Source organism: Actinomadura harenae (assembly GCF_003696215.1).
GTDB lineage: Bacteria > Actinomycetota > Actinomycetes > Streptosporangiales > Streptosporangiaceae > Spirillospora > Spirillospora harenae.
Map to the genome: position 1 here is coordinate 106,385 of NZ_RFFG01000017.1, position 14,551 is coordinate 120,935.

General features: G+C 69.6%; 18 protein-coding genes. 10 read left to right on the plus strand and 8 right to left on the minus strand.

Annotated features, from left to right (window positions below; all coding sequences use genetic code 11):
- Nucleotides 1-50 precede the first annotated feature (50 nt).
- Nucleotides 51-401: a hypothetical protein gene (locus tag EBO15_RS12415; RefSeq protein ID WP_122194495.1), complete on the minus strand. Its 351-nt coding sequence runs from the start codon at nt 399-401 to the stop codon at nt 51-53.
- Nucleotides 402-503: 102 nt separating this feature from the next.
- Here EBO15_RS12415 and EBO15_RS12420 point away from each other — a divergent pair, with 102 nt between their 5' ends.
- The 8 genes from EBO15_RS12420 to EBO15_RS12450 all read left to right on the plus strand — a co-directional run bounded on the left by EBO15_RS12420 (nt 504) and on the right by EBO15_RS12450 (nt 4,617).
- A complete protein-coding gene (locus tag EBO15_RS12420) occupies nt 504-1,379 on the plus strand; it encodes a DUF5753 domain-containing protein (RefSeq protein ID WP_147481473.1) in 876 nt (291 codons plus the stop codon).
- Nucleotides 1,376-1,570 (plus strand): DUF397 domain-containing protein, encoded by a 195-nt coding sequence (locus EBO15_RS12425; protein ID WP_122194497.1) that lies wholly within the window; start codon nt 1,376-1,378, stop codon nt 1,568-1,570. The genes EBO15_RS12420 and EBO15_RS12425 overlap by 4 nt, the downstream gene beginning before the upstream one ends.
- Nucleotides 1,571-1,868: 298 nt before the next feature.
- Entirely contained in the window at nt 1,869-2,147 is a 279-nt protein-coding gene (locus EBO15_RS12430; RefSeq protein WP_147481474.1) for a hypothetical protein, read from the plus strand.
- Nucleotides 2,116-2,634, plus strand: a complete 519-nt coding sequence (locus EBO15_RS12435) for a DUF6879 family protein (protein ID WP_122194499.1) — start codon at nt 2,116-2,118, stop codon at nt 2,632-2,634. The genes EBO15_RS12430 and EBO15_RS12435 overlap by 32 nt, the downstream gene beginning before the upstream one ends.
- A gap of 22 nt (nt 2,635-2,656) precedes the next feature.
- Nucleotides 2,657-3,505 (plus strand): helix-turn-helix domain-containing protein, encoded by an 849-nt coding sequence (locus tag EBO15_RS12440; protein ID WP_158628205.1) that lies wholly within the window; start codon nt 2,657-2,659, stop codon nt 3,503-3,505.
- 47 nt (nt 3,506-3,552) lie between these two features.
- Complete coding sequence (locus EBO15_RS43615; protein WP_147481475.1) at nt 3,553-3,780, plus strand: hypothetical protein; 228 nt, start codon at nt 3,553-3,555, stop codon at nt 3,778-3,780.
- 96 nt (nt 3,781-3,876) lie between these two features.
- Nucleotides 3,877-4,095 (plus strand): DUF397 domain-containing protein, encoded by a 219-nt coding sequence (locus EBO15_RS12445; RefSeq protein WP_233616139.1) that lies wholly within the window; start codon nt 3,877-3,879, stop codon nt 4,093-4,095.
- 96 nt (nt 4,096-4,191) lie between these two features.
- Nucleotides 4,192-4,617 (plus strand): hypothetical protein, encoded by a 426-nt coding sequence (locus tag EBO15_RS12450; protein ID WP_147481476.1) that lies wholly within the window; start codon nt 4,192-4,194, stop codon nt 4,615-4,617.
- Between the two features lie 20 nt (nt 4,618-4,637).
- Here EBO15_RS12450 and EBO15_RS12455 read toward each other — a convergent pair whose 3' ends face one another.
- From EBO15_RS12455 to EBO15_RS12465, 3 genes are all read right to left on the minus strand, one after another.
- The gene (locus EBO15_RS12455) at nt 4,638-5,921 is read right to left on the minus strand and encodes a hypothetical protein (RefSeq protein ID WP_122194502.1); all 1,284 of its coding nucleotides are present in this window, start codon (nt 5,919-5,921) and stop codon (nt 4,638-4,640) included.
- Between the two features lie 155 nt (nt 5,922-6,076).
- Complete coding sequence (locus EBO15_RS12460) at nt 6,077-6,877, minus strand: VOC family protein (protein ID WP_147481477.1); 801 nt, start codon at nt 6,875-6,877, stop codon at nt 6,077-6,079.
- Nucleotides 6,878-7,080: 203 nt separating this feature from the next.
- The gene (locus EBO15_RS12465) at nt 7,081-7,788 is read right to left on the minus strand and encodes an MBL fold metallo-hydrolase (RefSeq protein WP_122194504.1); all 708 of its coding nucleotides are present in this window, start codon (nt 7,786-7,788) and stop codon (nt 7,081-7,083) included.
- A gap of 99 nt (nt 7,789-7,887) precedes the next feature.
- Between EBO15_RS12465 and EBO15_RS12470 the strand changes: the two genes are divergently transcribed.
- On the plus strand, nt 7,888-8,418 hold the full coding sequence (locus EBO15_RS12470) for a TetR/AcrR family transcriptional regulator (RefSeq protein ID WP_122194505.1): 531 nt from the start codon (nt 7,888-7,890) through the stop codon (nt 8,416-8,418).
- Between the two features lie 28 nt (nt 8,419-8,446).
- Here EBO15_RS12470 and EBO15_RS12475 read toward each other — a convergent pair whose 3' ends face one another.
- From EBO15_RS12475 to EBO15_RS12490, 4 genes are all read right to left on the minus strand, one after another.
- Nucleotides 8,447-8,839 (minus strand): response regulator transcription factor, encoded by a 393-nt coding sequence (locus EBO15_RS12475; protein WP_325051900.1) that lies wholly within the window; start codon nt 8,837-8,839, stop codon nt 8,447-8,449.
- Between the two features lie 46 nt (nt 8,840-8,885).
- Nucleotides 8,886-10,526: an AMP-binding protein gene (locus EBO15_RS12480; protein WP_122194507.1), complete on the minus strand. Its 1,641-nt coding sequence runs from the start codon at nt 10,524-10,526 to the stop codon at nt 8,886-8,888.
- Nucleotides 10,526-12,208: an AMP-binding protein gene (locus EBO15_RS12485; protein ID WP_122194508.1), complete on the minus strand. Its 1,683-nt coding sequence runs from the start codon at nt 12,206-12,208 to the stop codon at nt 10,526-10,528. The genes EBO15_RS12480 and EBO15_RS12485 overlap by 1 nt, the downstream gene beginning before the upstream one ends.
- A gap of 167 nt (nt 12,209-12,375) precedes the next feature.
- Nucleotides 12,376-13,257, minus strand: coding sequence for a LysR family transcriptional regulator (locus EBO15_RS12490; RefSeq protein WP_122194509.1), 882 nt, complete (start codon nt 13,255-13,257; stop codon nt 12,376-12,378).
- 90 nt (nt 13,258-13,347) lie between these two features.
- Here EBO15_RS12490 and EBO15_RS12495 point away from each other — a divergent pair, with 90 nt between their 5' ends.
- The gene (locus tag EBO15_RS12495; RefSeq protein WP_199744492.1) at nt 13,348-14,496 is read left to right on the plus strand and encodes an MFS transporter; all 1,149 of its coding nucleotides are present in this window, start codon (nt 13,348-13,350) and stop codon (nt 14,494-14,496) included.
- Nucleotides 14,497-14,551 lie beyond the last annotated feature (55 nt).

Sequence of the window (14,551 nt, forward strand, 5' to 3'; positions counted from 1 at the left end):
CCCACGACGACGCGGCGAGGCACCCACCACCTCCGCCGCGTCGTCGCACGTCACCCGACCCGCTTGTGCAGGACGTAGTGGACGATGGCGACGATGCCGGACAGGTCGTCCAAGGGGCCGATGCTGCGCGGCTCTTCGTCCCCGGTGTGCCAGACGTAGAGCCACTCGTCGTCCATGAAGTCGACCCGAACCCCCACGGGCGCGGCCCCCTCCACCGAGACCCGCAGGTAGCGCGTCGGCCCGTCCCCGAGCGGACGCCACTGCACCCGCATCCCGGCGACCTGACACGCGTCCGCCAGAGCGGTCAGCGCACCAACCCGAACCACCCGCCCCGGCTCCTCCGACACGGCGAGGCTCTTCCCCGCCACATGCCGCCCACCCTGCCGCCGCGAAAGCCGCATGATTTCCTCCCGCCAATTCTGTGATCGGACCTACACGATGAGTCACGACGGGTTAACCTCGCTACGGTTCCTAGAACGGCAGGCAACGAAAGAGATCTTGAAATGCCCCCTGCAAGATCATTCGCCAAGGCTGGAAAGCGCGCCAAAGCGCTGGAAAATGGACGTCCCCCACTCGACGCGGCGCGGTCGATATGGGATCTCATCGCGGTCGAACTGCGACGGCAGATCTACGTCCAGAGCACCTCGCAGGCACGGGTCGCCGAACTCCTCGGATGCTCGCGCAGCCACGTCACACGCCTGGTCAGTGGCACGCGCCACCTGAATCCGCACCACGCGATGATCCTGGACGACACGTGGCGCCTCGAACGGCTCTTCACGCACCTCATCTCCCACGCCCTCGCCCGTCCCGACGACGACTGGCTCACCTCCCTCGCCGCCTACGAAGCGTCCGCGTCCCGCCTCCGCACCTGGGATCTCGGCATCATCCCGGGCCTGTGGCAAACGCCGGACTATGCGCGTGCGACCTTCGAGCGGGCTCACGCGGCGGGCCTGCTGGCCGACGTCGATCAGGCTCTGGAGCGTCGGCTCGAGCGGCAGGCGGCCGTGTGGAAGCGGGGCGACATGCCGCGTGTCTCTGCACTGTTGTCGTGGGTCGTCCTTGCCTCGCCGGTCGGGGGTGCGCGGGTCATGCGTGAGCAGCTCGCACATCTCCTGGAATTGGCGCAACGCCCCGGTGCGAGCGTGAGGGTTGTGGGACGCCACGTCGGTTGGCACATTGGCCATGACGGTTCCTTCCAGCTCCTCACGGTCGGCTCCGATGTCGCCTTCGCCGAGGCCCCCGGCATGGTCGGACATTTGGTGCTGGACCCTGACCGGGTGGAGCGGTATGCGCAGAAGATGGAGGAGGTCAATGATCTAGCCTGGTCTGCGACGGAGTCGTACTCGGCGATTGAGAAAGCGATGGACGAATACCGATGATCGTTGAATGGCGCAAGGCGAGTCGTAGCACGTCAGAAGGCGGGGCATGTGTCGAGGTCGCCCGGCTGTCTCCCCGATCCGTAGGCATCCGCGACAGCAAGGACGCGGCAGGTCCGCGCCTCGCCCTGTCTCCGTCCGCCGCTCGCCGTCTCGCGGACGTGATCCGCGCCCGCGAGGGCGACGCGCTCTGAACCTCGGGCGTCTCCCGCGCCGTCGTCCACGTGACAGAGCCGGGGCGGTGTGGCGTTGCCGCGGAGGTGGACGGCGGACGCGGGCCTCGCGTGAACGTGGGGCTGCTTTCCGATGTGCGGCGTGCCGTCGGATCGCTGCATGTTGTGGCTCCGATGCCGCGTTCCGGCGCCTCGATTCTTGCCCCGCCGGGTCTTGACCGGGTAGGTCGCGCAGCCGAGGGTGTTGATGCGGAGGGCGGACGCCCTCCTTCCCTGAATCGTGTGCCGGACCTTTGGCTTGATCACGAAGGGCGGGAACATGGAGCAACCTCGCCGTGGGAGAGACGACCTGGCGGTTACGTTCTTCTGCAAGGACCCCGGTTCGAACCAGGACAACGAGTGTGCGGCGTTCTACAAGTCCAATCGGCGCTCGTGGATCGTGCAAGGGGACCGGCTGGGGCCGGACGTGGGTGACATGCTGAATGCCCTGGCAGAGCACGAGACCTATCTCGAGATTCCGGACGCGCTGGCCGACCGGTTCGTGCATATGTACGTGAAGGAGCGCTATGGAGTTGATCTCTCCCAAGGCACGGGCTGATCTGATCAACGGAATCGCCCGTGAAGCCCTGCACCTGGAGATGCGCGACAACTACGGCATCGATCGGGAGCTGTTCGCGAACTGGCGGCAAGGTGACCGGGACGAAGTTCCCCGGACCTTGAAGCCGTGGTGCGATCGTGTGCGCGCCGGGGTTGCCGAGGGCAAGGTCTATCGTCGCATCTGCGTGGTTTCTGAGCCGCTGTCCGCGTACCAGCGATGGTGCTATGAGGCGACCAACGGTCTCAAGGTCGAGGCGGGGGAGGATCTGCGATGGGTCCCTCGCAACCTCACGTCCCGCATGGTCATGCCGGGCAATGACTTCTGGCTGCTTGATGGTGAAGCCGTTCTCTTCAACGTATTTGATGGTTCTGACCTGCGAGCGGAGATTCAGTATCACGCCGATCCGTACGTGGTGAAGTCCTGTGGTGACATCTATTCGGCGTTGTGGGATATAGCCATTCCGCATCACGAATACCGCCCGGTCTGACCATCTTCTCGAATCCACTGTTTTGTCCGAACAGGATCAGATTCAGGATGCTCGGAGGGCCTTCGGCAATCGTCTCCGTGGCCTCAGGCTGGACGCCGGCCTGAGCGGTGTCGATCTGGCCCGGCAATGCGGCTGGCACAAAAGTAAGATCTCCAAGATCGAGCATGGCACGCAGGTTCCCACCGAGTCGAACCTCAGGGCATGGGCGGACGCCTGCGGGGCCGTTGAACAGATTCCCGAGCTGATCGCCTCACATCGTCAACTCGATGAGATGTGGGAGGAGTACCGGCACGCATTCAGGGCGGGACTCAACCAGCAGAGTGCCCGTATAAGGCCCTTGTACGAGCGGACGAAACTGGTTCGGGCGTACGAGTCTCAGACGATTCCAGGCTTCCTCCAAACGCGGGACTACACACGCGCCGTCGTGGCGGACGTGTCCCGCTTCCACGGGCTTGCCGAGGACGTGGACCTGGTAGCTGGCGGCAGGATGAATCGTCGCCGCGTTCTGGAGTCCGCCAGGTGTGCGTACTCATTTGTCGTGGAGGCCCCTGCGCTGTACGCGGTGCGGGGCGGTGTACCCGCGATGCTGGAGCAACTGGACTACATTGAACGCGCCGCGTCGTTCCCGAATGTCGCTTTGGGGATCATCCCGTTGGGAAGTCATCGGAACATCTGGCCGGGCGAAGGCTTCTACGTCTACGACGACGTGCTCGTGCGCAGTGAGCACTGGACGGGCGGCTATCGGACCAAACGTCCAAGTGAGATCGCCATCTACCTTCGCTTCTTCAACCTGCTCCGTGATCAAGCCGTGTACGGAGACGCGGCACGGGCGGAGCTCGAGACCGCCCGCAGGCGACTTCGGGGAACTTGAAGCAACTTTCTGGCCGGTGCCACGGGGGCGCTCCTAACGTTCAGATCATGAATCGGCGGGCCACCAACACACATCGACAAGAACAAGATCTGTCTCGTTGGGATGCCCCCTATCGGGACACCAGGGACGGGTTGTGGAAAGTGGCCCTCCGGAAGCCGTTGACCGAACCCCAGATCAAGGCCGGACTGTTGTCGTTCGTCGCCGCGATCCACAGGGATGAGCTGCGGGACATGCAGCTTCGGGAGGATGCCCGGGCAGGGCTGCTCCAGGAGTGATGTCGAGTTCGGGTGAACTCTGAGAAGGATTCCCACTCGGGGTATATGTCACGGAAAAGTCGGTCCCGGGTTTAATTCGAGAGCGGGAGAACCCTCGTGGTCGAAAAGAATCGCTACATGTTCAAGGTCAGCACGTTGTGCAACGGCGAGGACTCCGGGTGCGGGTGCGTGGAGGTCGCCGTCAACCTCGCCGACGCCGAAACCGGCGGGACGATCGGACTTCGAGATTCCAAGACCGGGATCACCTCCGTCTTCACCCGCCACGAATGGGAGGGGTTCATTCGTGGCGTGAAGGCCGGAGAGTTCGACATCTGATCAACGCCGACGAGCGGCCCGGTTCTCTCCGTCCGAGCTGAGGGAACCGGGCCGTCCGTGACTTCGGGGGTGTGCATGGTGCGGAGCGTGCGGCGGATGCCGGAGTTTGATTGGGACGGCTGGGAGAAGACCGTCCCGACCGAGTGGAAGGACAGGCGTCTGCACTGGCATTGCCACTCGTGCCGGATGGAAGGGGAGACATACGGGAACGAGGCGGCGCGGCGCGATCTGGCCACCGAGTACGCCCCGAAGCTGATCAGGGATTGGCTGCGGAAACCGGTTCGGACGGTCCGGCGAGTGGCCATGGTGCCGGAGGACGGCGTCGCGTGGCTGCGGGAGCAGTGGGCCCCGATCAGGGCTCAGGCCGGGGAGGAGGCCGAGGCCATCCCGGACGCGGCCCGGTTCGGCCGGGCGGAACACGCTCTGCGGGGTGGCGCCGACGTGTGCTGGGGGTTCTGGCTGAACGGCTCAACGCATCTGCATCTGGCAATCGTCGGCACCTCGGAGGCGTGCCACGCCTGAGCCGTCGTCCGTCCCCTCTGTCACGCTCGTGCGTAGGTGGCGATGACCTGGTCGCAGGACGGGGAGTGCTGGTTGACCGGGACCTCGACGGGTTCGCCTCCGGGCACGGTTCCCGGGGCGGTGAGCTCGGTGGAGGTCAGCATCTGCTGTGGCATGCCCGGGCGGGTGGGGGCCCAGGTGACGCAAAGGACGCGGAAGGCGGCCGTGTCGAGTTTGCCCAGAGGGGACGCCGTCGGGCTGGTGACGCGCACCTTGGTGAACGGGGCGGACGGCGCGACGACCTGGCCCCGCTCGTCGATCGGCTCGGCACGCAGGCCCCCGGACGGCATCATCGGGGTGAGCGCATCGGCCGTGCCGAGCACGCTGACCTTCACGTTCCGGACGCGTCCGGCGTCAGGGCCGGAGAAGGCGAGGATGTCGTAGGCCACCGAGCTCGGCGGGACGACCATCATCCCCTTGTCGCTGCCGAGGGCCGCCCGCACCTGAACGCCGGGGAGCTCGCCGCCCTTCTCGTCCAGCGCGACGAACGCCAGCTGTGGTGCGGTGGGCTTCGCGCCGTGGTTGCCGATCCCGAGCGTCTGGTCCACGTATCCCGGCTTGCTCAGCGGCTGGTAGCGGAACTCCAACACGCCTGACTTCTGCGGGCCGGCGTCGTGGTGTGTCCGTCCCCACGGGAGGAACACCTGCCCTGTCACGGCCGCGAACAGGACGAGCGCGAGACCGGCCGTCCCCGCGTAGGAGCCCACGCGTGCGATACGGGACGGCGTCGGGCGTACGAGCAGGTCGGGCCGGGGGGCGGCGCGGAACCTCTCGGCCTCGGCGATGAGCTCCTCGGCCGGGACGCCCAGCCAGCGGACGGCGGGGGCGATGGGACCGCCGTACCGATCGAGGTTGCGGCGCGCGAGGAGGACGTTGCCGCGCGGACGAAGGTCGCGGACCTGGTCCGGCTCCACCAACTGGACGACCAGGCGCGGTGTTGAGCCGACCGTCCGCACACCCACCTCGGACACGTTCGACCAGGGAACGAACATGTCGTACGCGTGCCAGGTGATCCCCGCGGCCGACAACGTGAACCCACGCTGCTTCCGGTAAGCCGCGACCAGGCTCGCTCCCTCTATCAGGAACACCCCCACAGCCCAGGGGACAGGAACGGACTGGTGCGCGTGAACGCCCGCGATCAGCCAGGCGACTATGAACGCGATCCAGGCCAAGGAGCTCAGCCAGGGCCAGGGAGAGCGGTAGGAGACGCGTCGTTCCGCCGTACCCGTGGCGGCCGTCTCGTTCGCGGCGGCCGTCTCGCTCATGCGTGCTCCCTGGCCGCGTTCGTAAGAGGACGGCTGATCATACGAACGCTGATGATCACGCGTCAGCCTGGATTTCTGGCCTCATGCGGTCACCGGGAACCATTGCGGCGACGGGGCTGGGTGGGCGTTCCCGGCCGGCCCCGTCCGGGCGTGGGTTACGTCGGGAACTCGCCCTTGGTGACGTTGGCGTCGATGAGCCCGAACGTCTCGCCCTGCGGGGCCGTGACGATGGCCATTCGGCCGACGGGTGAGTCCGTCGCCGGCATGAGCACCGATCCGCCCAGTTCCGTGACCCGGCTGACGCCGGTGTCGACGCCGTCGAACTGGAACCAGGTCAGCCAGTAGCTGGGCATCGGCTCGCCGGGCATGAGGGTGTCGTCGTTCATGCCGCCGACGCCGTCGGTGCCGCCGGGCGGGGTGAACAGCGCGTACCTCATGGTCTTGCCGTCGCCGATGTCGGTGTAGGTGTAGCCGAAGACGTCGGCGTAGAAGCGCTTCGCGGCGTCGAGCTGCCGGGTGTGCAGTTCGTTCCAGGAGTAGGAGCCGTGCTCGTTGTGCACGGCGGCGCCGATGTGCCTCCGGGCCTGCCAGATGCCGAAGACTCCGCCGGTGGTGTCCGCGGTGACGGCCATCCGCCCTTCCTCGAGCACGTCGAACGCGGGCGCGATCACCTCGCCGCCCAGGCTGGTCACCTTCGTGGTGATCGCGTCGACGTCGTCGGCGGCGATGTAGGTCGTCCACACCGAGGACATCCCGGGCTGCGGCTTGGGGCCGATGCCCGCGGCGGCATCGCCGTTCTTCTTGGCGATGAGGTACCCGCCGACCTCTTCGCCGCCGCCCTCGATCGTCCAGCCGAACAGGGCGGCGTAGAACTCGCTCGCCTTCGCCGGGTCGTCCACCTGGCAGTCCACCCAGCAGGGGGTTCCTTGCGGCCAGGGCTCGGAACGTACAGGCATCGTTTCTCCGTTCTGCGCATTCGGTTGCTCGCGACCGCCGGCTGATCCCTCTCACGCCTCAGCGGCGTTACTTGCACAGCGTAACGAGAGTGTTACGGAGAGCGAGATGGCGGGGGTGGGCATTGCCCGGCACGGGGGTGAGATGCGCAGAGGGTGGTGCTGGCTGTTCTAGGTCGTGGGGGTCTGCTTGGCGGGGCCGGGGGTCACCAGGCGCGGACGGCTTCGACCAGCTTGGCGGGGGAGTCGTTCCAGGGGGCGCCGTGGCCTGGGAGGACCCAGGACGCCGGGAGTTCGGCGATCCGGTCGAGGGACGACATCGCCCCGGACGGGTCGTCGGTGAAGGGTGCGGGCTGCGGGCCCTTGCGTCCGGTGAGGACGTGCCGGGTCGTCAGGGCGTCGCCGACGAAGAGGGCGCCGGCGAGCGGGACGCGCACCGAGACGCTCCCCCGGGAGTGTCCCGGCGTGCCCACGATCACCGGGCTTCCGGGCAGGTCGAGGACGTCGCCGTCCTGGACCTCGTTGACCTTGCCGACGTAGTGGGGGCGCAGGCCGTTCTTGCTGATGGCGTAGCTGAAGAACCCGATGGTCGGGGCGAGGCGCATCGGCTTGAAGGAGACCTCGGACTTCTCTCCCTGGCGGGCCCGGTCGGCGTCGGCGGCGTGCACGAACACCGGGACGCCGTGGTCGGCGCGCAGGCGCTCGGCGAAGCCGAGGTGGTCGGTGTCGCCGTGGGTCAGGACGACGCCGCGGATGTCGTCCACGGACTTGCCCAGGGTGTGGAGCTCGCGCTGCAGGTCCCGCCAGTGGCCGGGCAGGCCCGCGTCGATGAGCGTGATGCCCTCGTCGGTGTCGATGAGGTGGCACGCCACGATGTCGTTGCCGAGACGGTGCAGGTGAGGGGCGAGCTTCATGGGAATGCCTTCCGGGAATCTGGGTGAAGCACCAACGATGGCTAAGCTATATAGCTATGATGGCTAACGTCAATAGCTTTCCTTGTGGGAGGACGACCGATGCCGACACCTGAGAAGACCTCGCTCCGCCAGATCGTCGCCGCGGGCCGCGAACTGCTGGAGGCGGACGGCCCGCAGGGGCTGACGATGCAGAGCGTCGCCGAGCGGGTGGGCGTCCGCGCCCCGTCCCTGTACAAGCGCGTCGGCAACCGGGCCGCCCTGCTCACCGCGGTCGCCGAGGCCACCATCGACGACCTGACCGCCCGGCTGGAGGCGACCGACGGGACCCTCGAAGGGCTCGTGCGCGGCTACCGCACGTTCGCCCACGACTGGCCGGAGGGGTTCCGGCTGATGCTCTCCGCCGACCCGCCGCCCGAGATCCTCGCCCGCGCCGCCGCCCCGATCCTCACCGCCTCGAAGCGGCTCGTCGAGGAGCCGGAGGCGCTCAACGCCGCCCGCCTGGTGGTCGCCTGGGCCACCGGCTTCGTCGGCATGGAGCTCATCAGCGCCTTCCACCTCGGAGGCGATGTCGACGAGGCCTTCGAATACGGCCTCGCCGGCATCCGCCGAGCCCTGACGAAGGACTCCTGACCCGCAGGACTCCTGACCCGGGGGACGGTCAGGGGAGGAGGCCCTGGTGGCGGGCGGTGGTGACGGCGGCGGTGCGGGTGTGGCTGTCGAGTTTGCGCATGGCGGAGCGCAGGTAGCTCTTCACGGTCTCGGGGAGGAGGCCGAGGCGGGCGGCGGCCTCGGCGTTCGTGCAGCCCAGGGCCACCTGGGCGAGGACGTCGAGTTCGCGGGGCGACAGCCGGGGGCGGTGGGCCCGGCCCGGTGGGGTCGCCCCGGCGGCGGCCAGGCGGCGGGACGCGGCGCGCAGGCGGTCGCGGACCTCGTCGTCCGCGACCCGCTCGGCCAGTTCCAGCAGCTCGGCGCGCACCGCCCGCACCTCCTCCCACCCGGGGTGGGAGGGCAGGACGGCGGTGCGCGTCGTGCCGGCGTCCTGCTCGTCCATGCACGTCAGCATGCCTCGAACGGCGGGGAACGCCAACCGGGGACGGTCAGGGGAGACCCAGGATGTCCACCGCTTCGGCTCGCATCTGGACCTTCCGGACCTTGCCCGTCACCGTCATCGGGAAGTCGTCCACGACGTGGACGTACCGGGGGATCTTGTAGTGGGCGAGGCGGCCCGTGCAGTACGCGCGCAGGGTCTCGGGGGTGAGGGCGGGCGCGCCGGGGCGCAGCCGGACCCAGGCCATCAGCTCCTCGCCGTACTTCTCGTCCGGGACGCCGATGACCTGCGCCTCGACGATGTCCGGGTGGGTGAAGAGGAACTCCTCGACCTCGCGCGGGTAGATGTTCTCGCCGCCCCGGATGACCATGTCCTTGATCCGGCCGGTGATGGTGACGTAGCCGTCGTCGTCCATCGCGGCGAGGTCGCCGGTGTGCATCCAGCGGGCCGCGTCGATCGCCTGGGCGGTCTGGTCGGGCTGGTCCCAGTAGCCGAGCATGACCGAGTAGCCGCGGGTGCACAGCTCGCCGTGGACGCCGCGCGGGACCGGCGCGCCGGTCTCCGGGTCGACGACCTTGACCTCCAGGTGCGGGTGGACGGTCCCGACCGTCCCGACGCGGCGTTCGAGGGAGTCGCTCACGCGGGTCTGCGTGGACACCGGGGAGGTCTCGGTCATGCCGTAGCAGATCGTCACCTCGGCCATGCCCATCCGCTCGATGACCTGCTTCATCACCTCGACCGGGCAGGGCGAGCCCGCCATGATCCCGGTGCGCAGCGACGACAGGTCGTGGGAGGCGAACGACGGGTCGTTCAGTTCGGCGATGAACATCGTCGGCACGCCGTACAGGGACGTGCAGCGCTCGGCGGAGACGGCCGTGAGGGTCTTCGCGGGGTCGAAACCGGGCGCCGGGATGACGATGCACGCGCCGTGCGAGGTCGCCGCGAGGTTGCACATCACCATGCCGAAGCAGTGGTAGAAGGGCACCGGGACGCAGATCCGGTCCTCCTCGTCGTAGCCGCAGATCTCGCCGACGAAGAAGCCGTTGTTGAGGATGTTGTGGTGGGAGAGCGTCGCGCCCTTGGGGAAGCCGGTCGTCCCGCTCGTGTACTGGATGTTGATCGGGTCGTCGGCGGACAGGGCGACCTCGGGGAGCTCGCCGTCCTGGCCGGACTCGAGGAGGGCGGTCCAGGAGTCGTGGCCGAGGAGCAGGACGTCCTGGAGGTCCGGGCAGTTCGGGCGGGCATGCTCGATCATCGCCGCGTAGTCGGACGTCTTGAACGACGGCGCCGCGACCAGCGTGCGGATCCCGGCCTGCTTGAGGACGAACTCCAGCTCGTGCGTCCGGTAGGCGGGGTTGATGTTCACCAGGATCGCGCCGAGCTTCGCCGTCGCGTACTGGACGAGCACCCACTCGGCGACGTTCGGCGCCCAGATCCCGACCCGGTCGCCCGTCCGGACGCCGAGGGCGGCCAGGCCGCGCGCGACGACGTCGACGTCGTCGTTGAGCTGCGCGTACGTCCAGCGGCGGCCGGTCTCGCACTCGACGAGCGCCTCCCGGTCGGGGAACGACGCGACGGTCCGCCCGAGGTTCGCGCCGATCGTGTCGCCGAGCAGCGGCAGCGCGGACGTCCCGGACGCGTACGACAGGGACGCGCCGGACGCGTGCGAGGCGTAGGAGAGGGCCTTCATCACTTGCCGTCCTCGCGGTACTCGCCCGCCGGGCGGGCCTCGGGGCCGGGATGCTTGCCGGCCTCGGCCGTCCGCAGCTCGACCCGGCGGATCTTGCCGGAGATCGTCTTCGGCAGGTCGCCGGTGAACTCCAGCAGCCGCACCCGCTTGTACGGGGACAGCCGCGCCGAGCAGTGCTCGAAGATCGCCTTCGCGGTCTCCGCGGACGGCTCCCATCCGGCGGCGAGCGTCACGTACGCCTTCGGGACGGCGAGCCGCACCGGGTCCGGGGACGGCACGACCGCCGCCTCCGCGACCGCGTCGTGCTCGATCAGCACGCTCTCCAGCTCGAACGGGGAGATCTTGTAGTCGGACGCCTTGAACACGTCGTCGGCGCGTCCGACGTAGGTGATGTAGCCGTCCTCGTCGCGGGCGCCGATGTCGCCCGTGTGGTAGACGCCGTCGCGCATCGCCTCGGCGGTGCGCTCCTCGTCGCCGTGGTACCCGGTGGTCAGGCCGAGGGGGCGGTCGGCGAGGTCGAGGCAGATCTCGCCCTCCTCGCCGCGCTCGCCGGTGAGCGGGTCGACCAGCACGACCTCGTAGCCGGGCACCGGACGGCCCATCGAGCCGGGCTTCACCGGCTGGCCGGGCGTGTTCGCGATCTGCACGGTCGTCTCGGTCTGCCCGAAGCCGTCCCGGATCGTGATGCCCCAGGCGTCCCGGACCCGCTCGATGACCTCGGGGTTCAGCGGCTCGCCCGCGGCGACGACCTCGCGCGGCGGGTTCCGCAGCCCGTCGAGGTCGGCCTGGATCAGCATCCGCCACACGGTCGGCGGGGCGCAGAAGGACGTGACGCCGCAGCGGTCGATCGTGTCGAGGAGCCGCGCGGCGTCGAAGCGCGTGTAGTTGAAGATGAAGACGGTCGCCTCGGCGTTCCACGGCGCGAAGATGTTGCTCCACGCGTGCTTGGCCCATCCGGGCGAGGAGATGTTGAGGTGGACGTCGCCGGGCTGGAGCCCGATCCAGTACATGGTCGACAGGTGCCCGACCGGGTAGGACGCGTGCGTGTGCTCGACGAGCTTCGGCTTCGCGGTCGTCCCGGACGTGAAGTACAGCAGCAGCGTGTCGTCCGCGCAGGTCGCGCCATACGGGGTGAAGTGCGGGTCGGCCTCGTAGGCGTCGGCGTAGCGCAGCCAGCCGTCGACGGGCTCGCCGACGGCGATCCGCGTGTACGTCCCGGGCACGTCCTCGAACTTGGCCGCGCTCGCGGACGAGGCGACCACGTGCTTGGCCTGCCCGCGCGCGATGCGGTCGTGCAGGTCGTCGGAGCCGAGGAGCGGGGTGCAGGGGATCATGATCGCGCCGAGCTTCATCGTCGCGAGGACGGTCTCCCACAGCTCGACCTGGTTGCCGAGCATGACGACGACGCGGTCGCCGCGCCGGACGCCCGAGGCGCGCAGCCAGTTCGCGACGCGCGCGGACCGCTCGGCCATCTCCGCGAAGGAGAACTTGGCCTCCGAGCCGTCCTCCTCGACGATCCACAGCGCGGTGCGGTCGTTCTCGTCGGCGATGCGGTCGAACCAGTCCAGCGCCCAGTTGAACCCGGTCAGCACCGGCCAGCGGAACTTCTCCCGCGCCGCCTGGTAGTCCTCGCGATGGGCCAGCAAGAAATCACGCGCCGCCCGGAACTCGACCGCCTGCATCGAAGATCCCCTCCCTCGTCTCACCAGGATCGTTTCCAGTCTGTGTGACGCGCGCCACCCCCGAACGGGGGTAGTCGCATCCAGGGGCCGAATACCGGGGGCAGAGGCGTGCTGGTTCAGGGGCGGTGCTGGTTCAGGGGCGGTGCTGGTTCAGGGGCGGTGCTGGTTCAGAGGCGGGTGGTGATGAGGTCGGCGAAGGCCCGCAGAGCGGGAGTGGGGTCGCCGCGGCGCCAGACGAGGCCGAGGACGGAGTCGGGCAGGCCGTCGACCGGGACGTAGGTGATGTCGGACCGGGCGAACGAGCGGCCCGTCGGGACGCAGAACATCAGCCCGCCGCGTCCGGCCGCGATCGTGATCAGGGCCTCCTGGAAGCTCGACACGGACGGCCCGCGCGGGATCGGCCGGCCGTCCGGCGTGGACGTCGGGGACATCAGCTCGCGCCAGTAGGCGGGGGCGGGGCCGGTGACGTTCAGGAGGGGGAGGCTCGCGAGGTCCTCGGCGTGCAGGCGGCCCCGGCGGGCGGCCGGGTGGCGGGCGGAGAGCGCCACGGCCTGCTGCTCCTTGGCGAACGACGGGCCGACGACCAGGTCCGGCTCGGTCACCGGGAGCAGGGTGACGACCGCCTCGACCTCGCCCCGGCGGAGCGCGCCGAACGGGTCGGTCATGGGGACCTCGGCGAAGGTGACGGCGAGGTCGGGGTTGCGGGCCTCCAGGATCCCGGCGGCCTCGACGACGCCCTCGCGGGCCGTCCCGGTGAGGAAGCCGACGCGGAGTTCGCCGGTGATGCCGCGGGCGGCGGCGCGGGCGTTGTCCAGGGCGTCGTGCAGCGCCCGGTAGGCGGGACGGACCTCGGCGAGGAGCCGTTCGCCGAGCGGCGTCGGGCGGACGCTGCGGCTCGTCCGGTCGAACAGGCGCCCGCCGACCTGCCGTTCCAGGGACCGGACGAGCTGGCTGACCCGGCCCTGCGAGAGGCCGAGCCGGTCGCCGGTCCGGCCGAAGTGCAGCTCCTCGCCGAGCACGAGCAGGCACTCCAGTTCGCGAAGCTCCACCCCGACCCCCTCCACGATGATGAGCCGTGTTAATCCAAGGATGCCGAAGTCGTCGTTGTTCCGGGTCCGGACGGGCCGGAGCCTGGAGACATGATCGCCAAGGCTCCGCTGGTGGTGGCGACGGGCACGTTCACGATCGTCACCACCGAGATGCTCCCCGTCGGCCTGCTCTCACCGATGGCGAAGGACCTGCACGTCCCCGAGGGGACGGCCGGGCTCGCGGTGACGCTGCCCGGCCTGGTCGCCGTCGTCTCCTCCCTCGCCGTCGCCCTCGGCGGACGGCGGCTCGACCGGCGCGTCCTGCTGTGCTCGCTGGCCGGGCTGGTCGCGGCGGCGAACGCGGTGTCGGCCGTCGCGCCGTCGCTGGGCGTGCTGCTCGCCGCGCGCGTCCTGGTCGGCGTCGCGATCGGCGGGTTCTGGGCGATCGCGGCGGGGATCGCGCCCCGGCTCGTCCCGGAACGGCAGGTCGGGACGGCCACGGCGGTGATCTTCGGCGGGGTCGCGGTCGCGTCGGTCGCGGGCGTCCCGGCGGGCGCGTTCGTCGCGCAGGCGGCGGGGTGGCGGGCCTCGTTCGGCGTCATGGCGGTGCTGCCCGTCGTGATCCTGCTGCTGATGGCCGTGACGCTGCCGCCGCTGCCCCCGACGACGCCGTTCCGCATGGCGGACCTGCCCGGTGTGCTGCGGCTGCCCACGATCCGGCTGGGGCTGACGCTGACGGTGCTGATCGTCGTCGGGCACTTCGTCGCCTACACCTACGTCCGGCCGGTGCTGGAGGAGCTGGGCGGGGTCCGGTCGGGGCTGATCGGGCCGATGCTGCTCGCCTACGGGCTGGCCGGGATCGCGGGGAACTTCCTCGCCGGGCGGACCGCCGCCCGGAACCCGCGCCGCACGCTCCTGGTGCAGGCGGCCGCGATCGCGCTGGTCACGGTCGTCCTCGCCGCGACGTCGGTTCCGCCGCTGCTGCCGCTGCTGGTCTGGGGCGTCGCGTACGGCGGGGTGTCGGTCTCGCTCCAGACGCTGCTCGTGTCCGACCGGAGCGCGCCGCCGGAGGCCGCGACGTCGCTGATGTCGTCCTTCTTCAACGGCTCGATCGCGCTCGGCGCGCTGGTCGGAGGACGGCTCACGGACGGCCCGGGCCTCACCCCGCTGCTCTACACGGCGGCCTCGCTCACCGCCGCCGCCACGCTCCTCGCCACCGCCGCGTCCGGCGCGCGCGGGCGGGTCGCCGCCACCCGCTGAACCTGGGTCGCCGCCCGCTGAGCGTGGGGCGCCGCGACGCGGCGGGCGCGAGGCG

Bases quoted from the DNA above. Each gene is read 5' to 3' on its own strand.
- EBO15_RS12415 (WP_122194495.1), bottom strand. From the start codon at position 401: ATGCGGCTTTCGCGGCGGCAGGGTGGGCGGCATGTGGCGGGGAAGAGC.
- EBO15_RS12420 (WP_147481473.1), top strand. From the start codon at position 504: ATGCCCCCTGCAAGATCATTCGCCAAGGCTGGAAAGCGCGCCAAAGCG.
- EBO15_RS12425 (WP_122194497.1), top strand. From the start codon at position 1,376: ATGATCGTTGAATGGCGCAAGGCGAGTCGTAGCACGTCAGAAGGCGGG.
- EBO15_RS12430 (WP_147481474.1), top strand. From the start codon at position 1,869: ATGGAGCAACCTCGCCGTGGGAGAGACGACCTGGCGGTTACGTTCTTC.
- EBO15_RS12435 (WP_122194499.1), top strand. From the start codon at position 2,116: ATGGAGTTGATCTCTCCCAAGGCACGGGCTGATCTGATCAACGGAATC.
- EBO15_RS43615 (WP_147481475.1), top strand. From the start codon at position 3,553: ATGAATCGGCGGGCCACCAACACACATCGACAAGAACAAGATCTGTCT.
- EBO15_RS12450 (WP_147481476.1), top strand. From the start codon at position 4,192: ATGCCGGAGTTTGATTGGGACGGCTGGGAGAAGACCGTCCCGACCGAG.
- EBO15_RS12455 (WP_122194502.1), bottom strand. From the start codon at position 5,921: ATGAGCGAGACGGCCGCCGCGAACGAGACGGCCGCCACGGGTACGGCG.
- EBO15_RS12460 (WP_147481477.1), bottom strand. From the start codon at position 6,877: ATGCCTGTACGTTCCGAGCCCTGGCCGCAAGGAACCCCCTGCTGGGTG.
- EBO15_RS12465 (WP_122194504.1), bottom strand. From the start codon at position 7,788: ATGAAGCTCGCCCCTCACCTGCACCGTCTCGGCAACGACATCGTGGCG.
- EBO15_RS12470 (WP_122194505.1), top strand. From the start codon at position 7,888: ATGCCGACACCTGAGAAGACCTCGCTCCGCCAGATCGTCGCCGCGGGC.
- EBO15_RS12475 (WP_325051900.1), bottom strand. From the start codon at position 8,839: ATGGACGAGCAGGACGCCGGCACGACGCGCACCGCCGTCCTGCCCTCC.
- EBO15_RS12480 (WP_122194507.1), bottom strand. From the start codon at position 10,526: ATGAAGGCCCTCTCCTACGCCTCGCACGCGTCCGGCGCGTCCCTGTCG.
- EBO15_RS12485 (WP_122194508.1), bottom strand. From the start codon at position 12,208: ATGCAGGCGGTCGAGTTCCGGGCGGCGCGTGATTTCTTGCTGGCCCAT.
- EBO15_RS12495 (WP_199744492.1), top strand. From the start codon at position 13,348: ATGATCGCCAAGGCTCCGCTGGTGGTGGCGACGGGCACGTTCACGATC.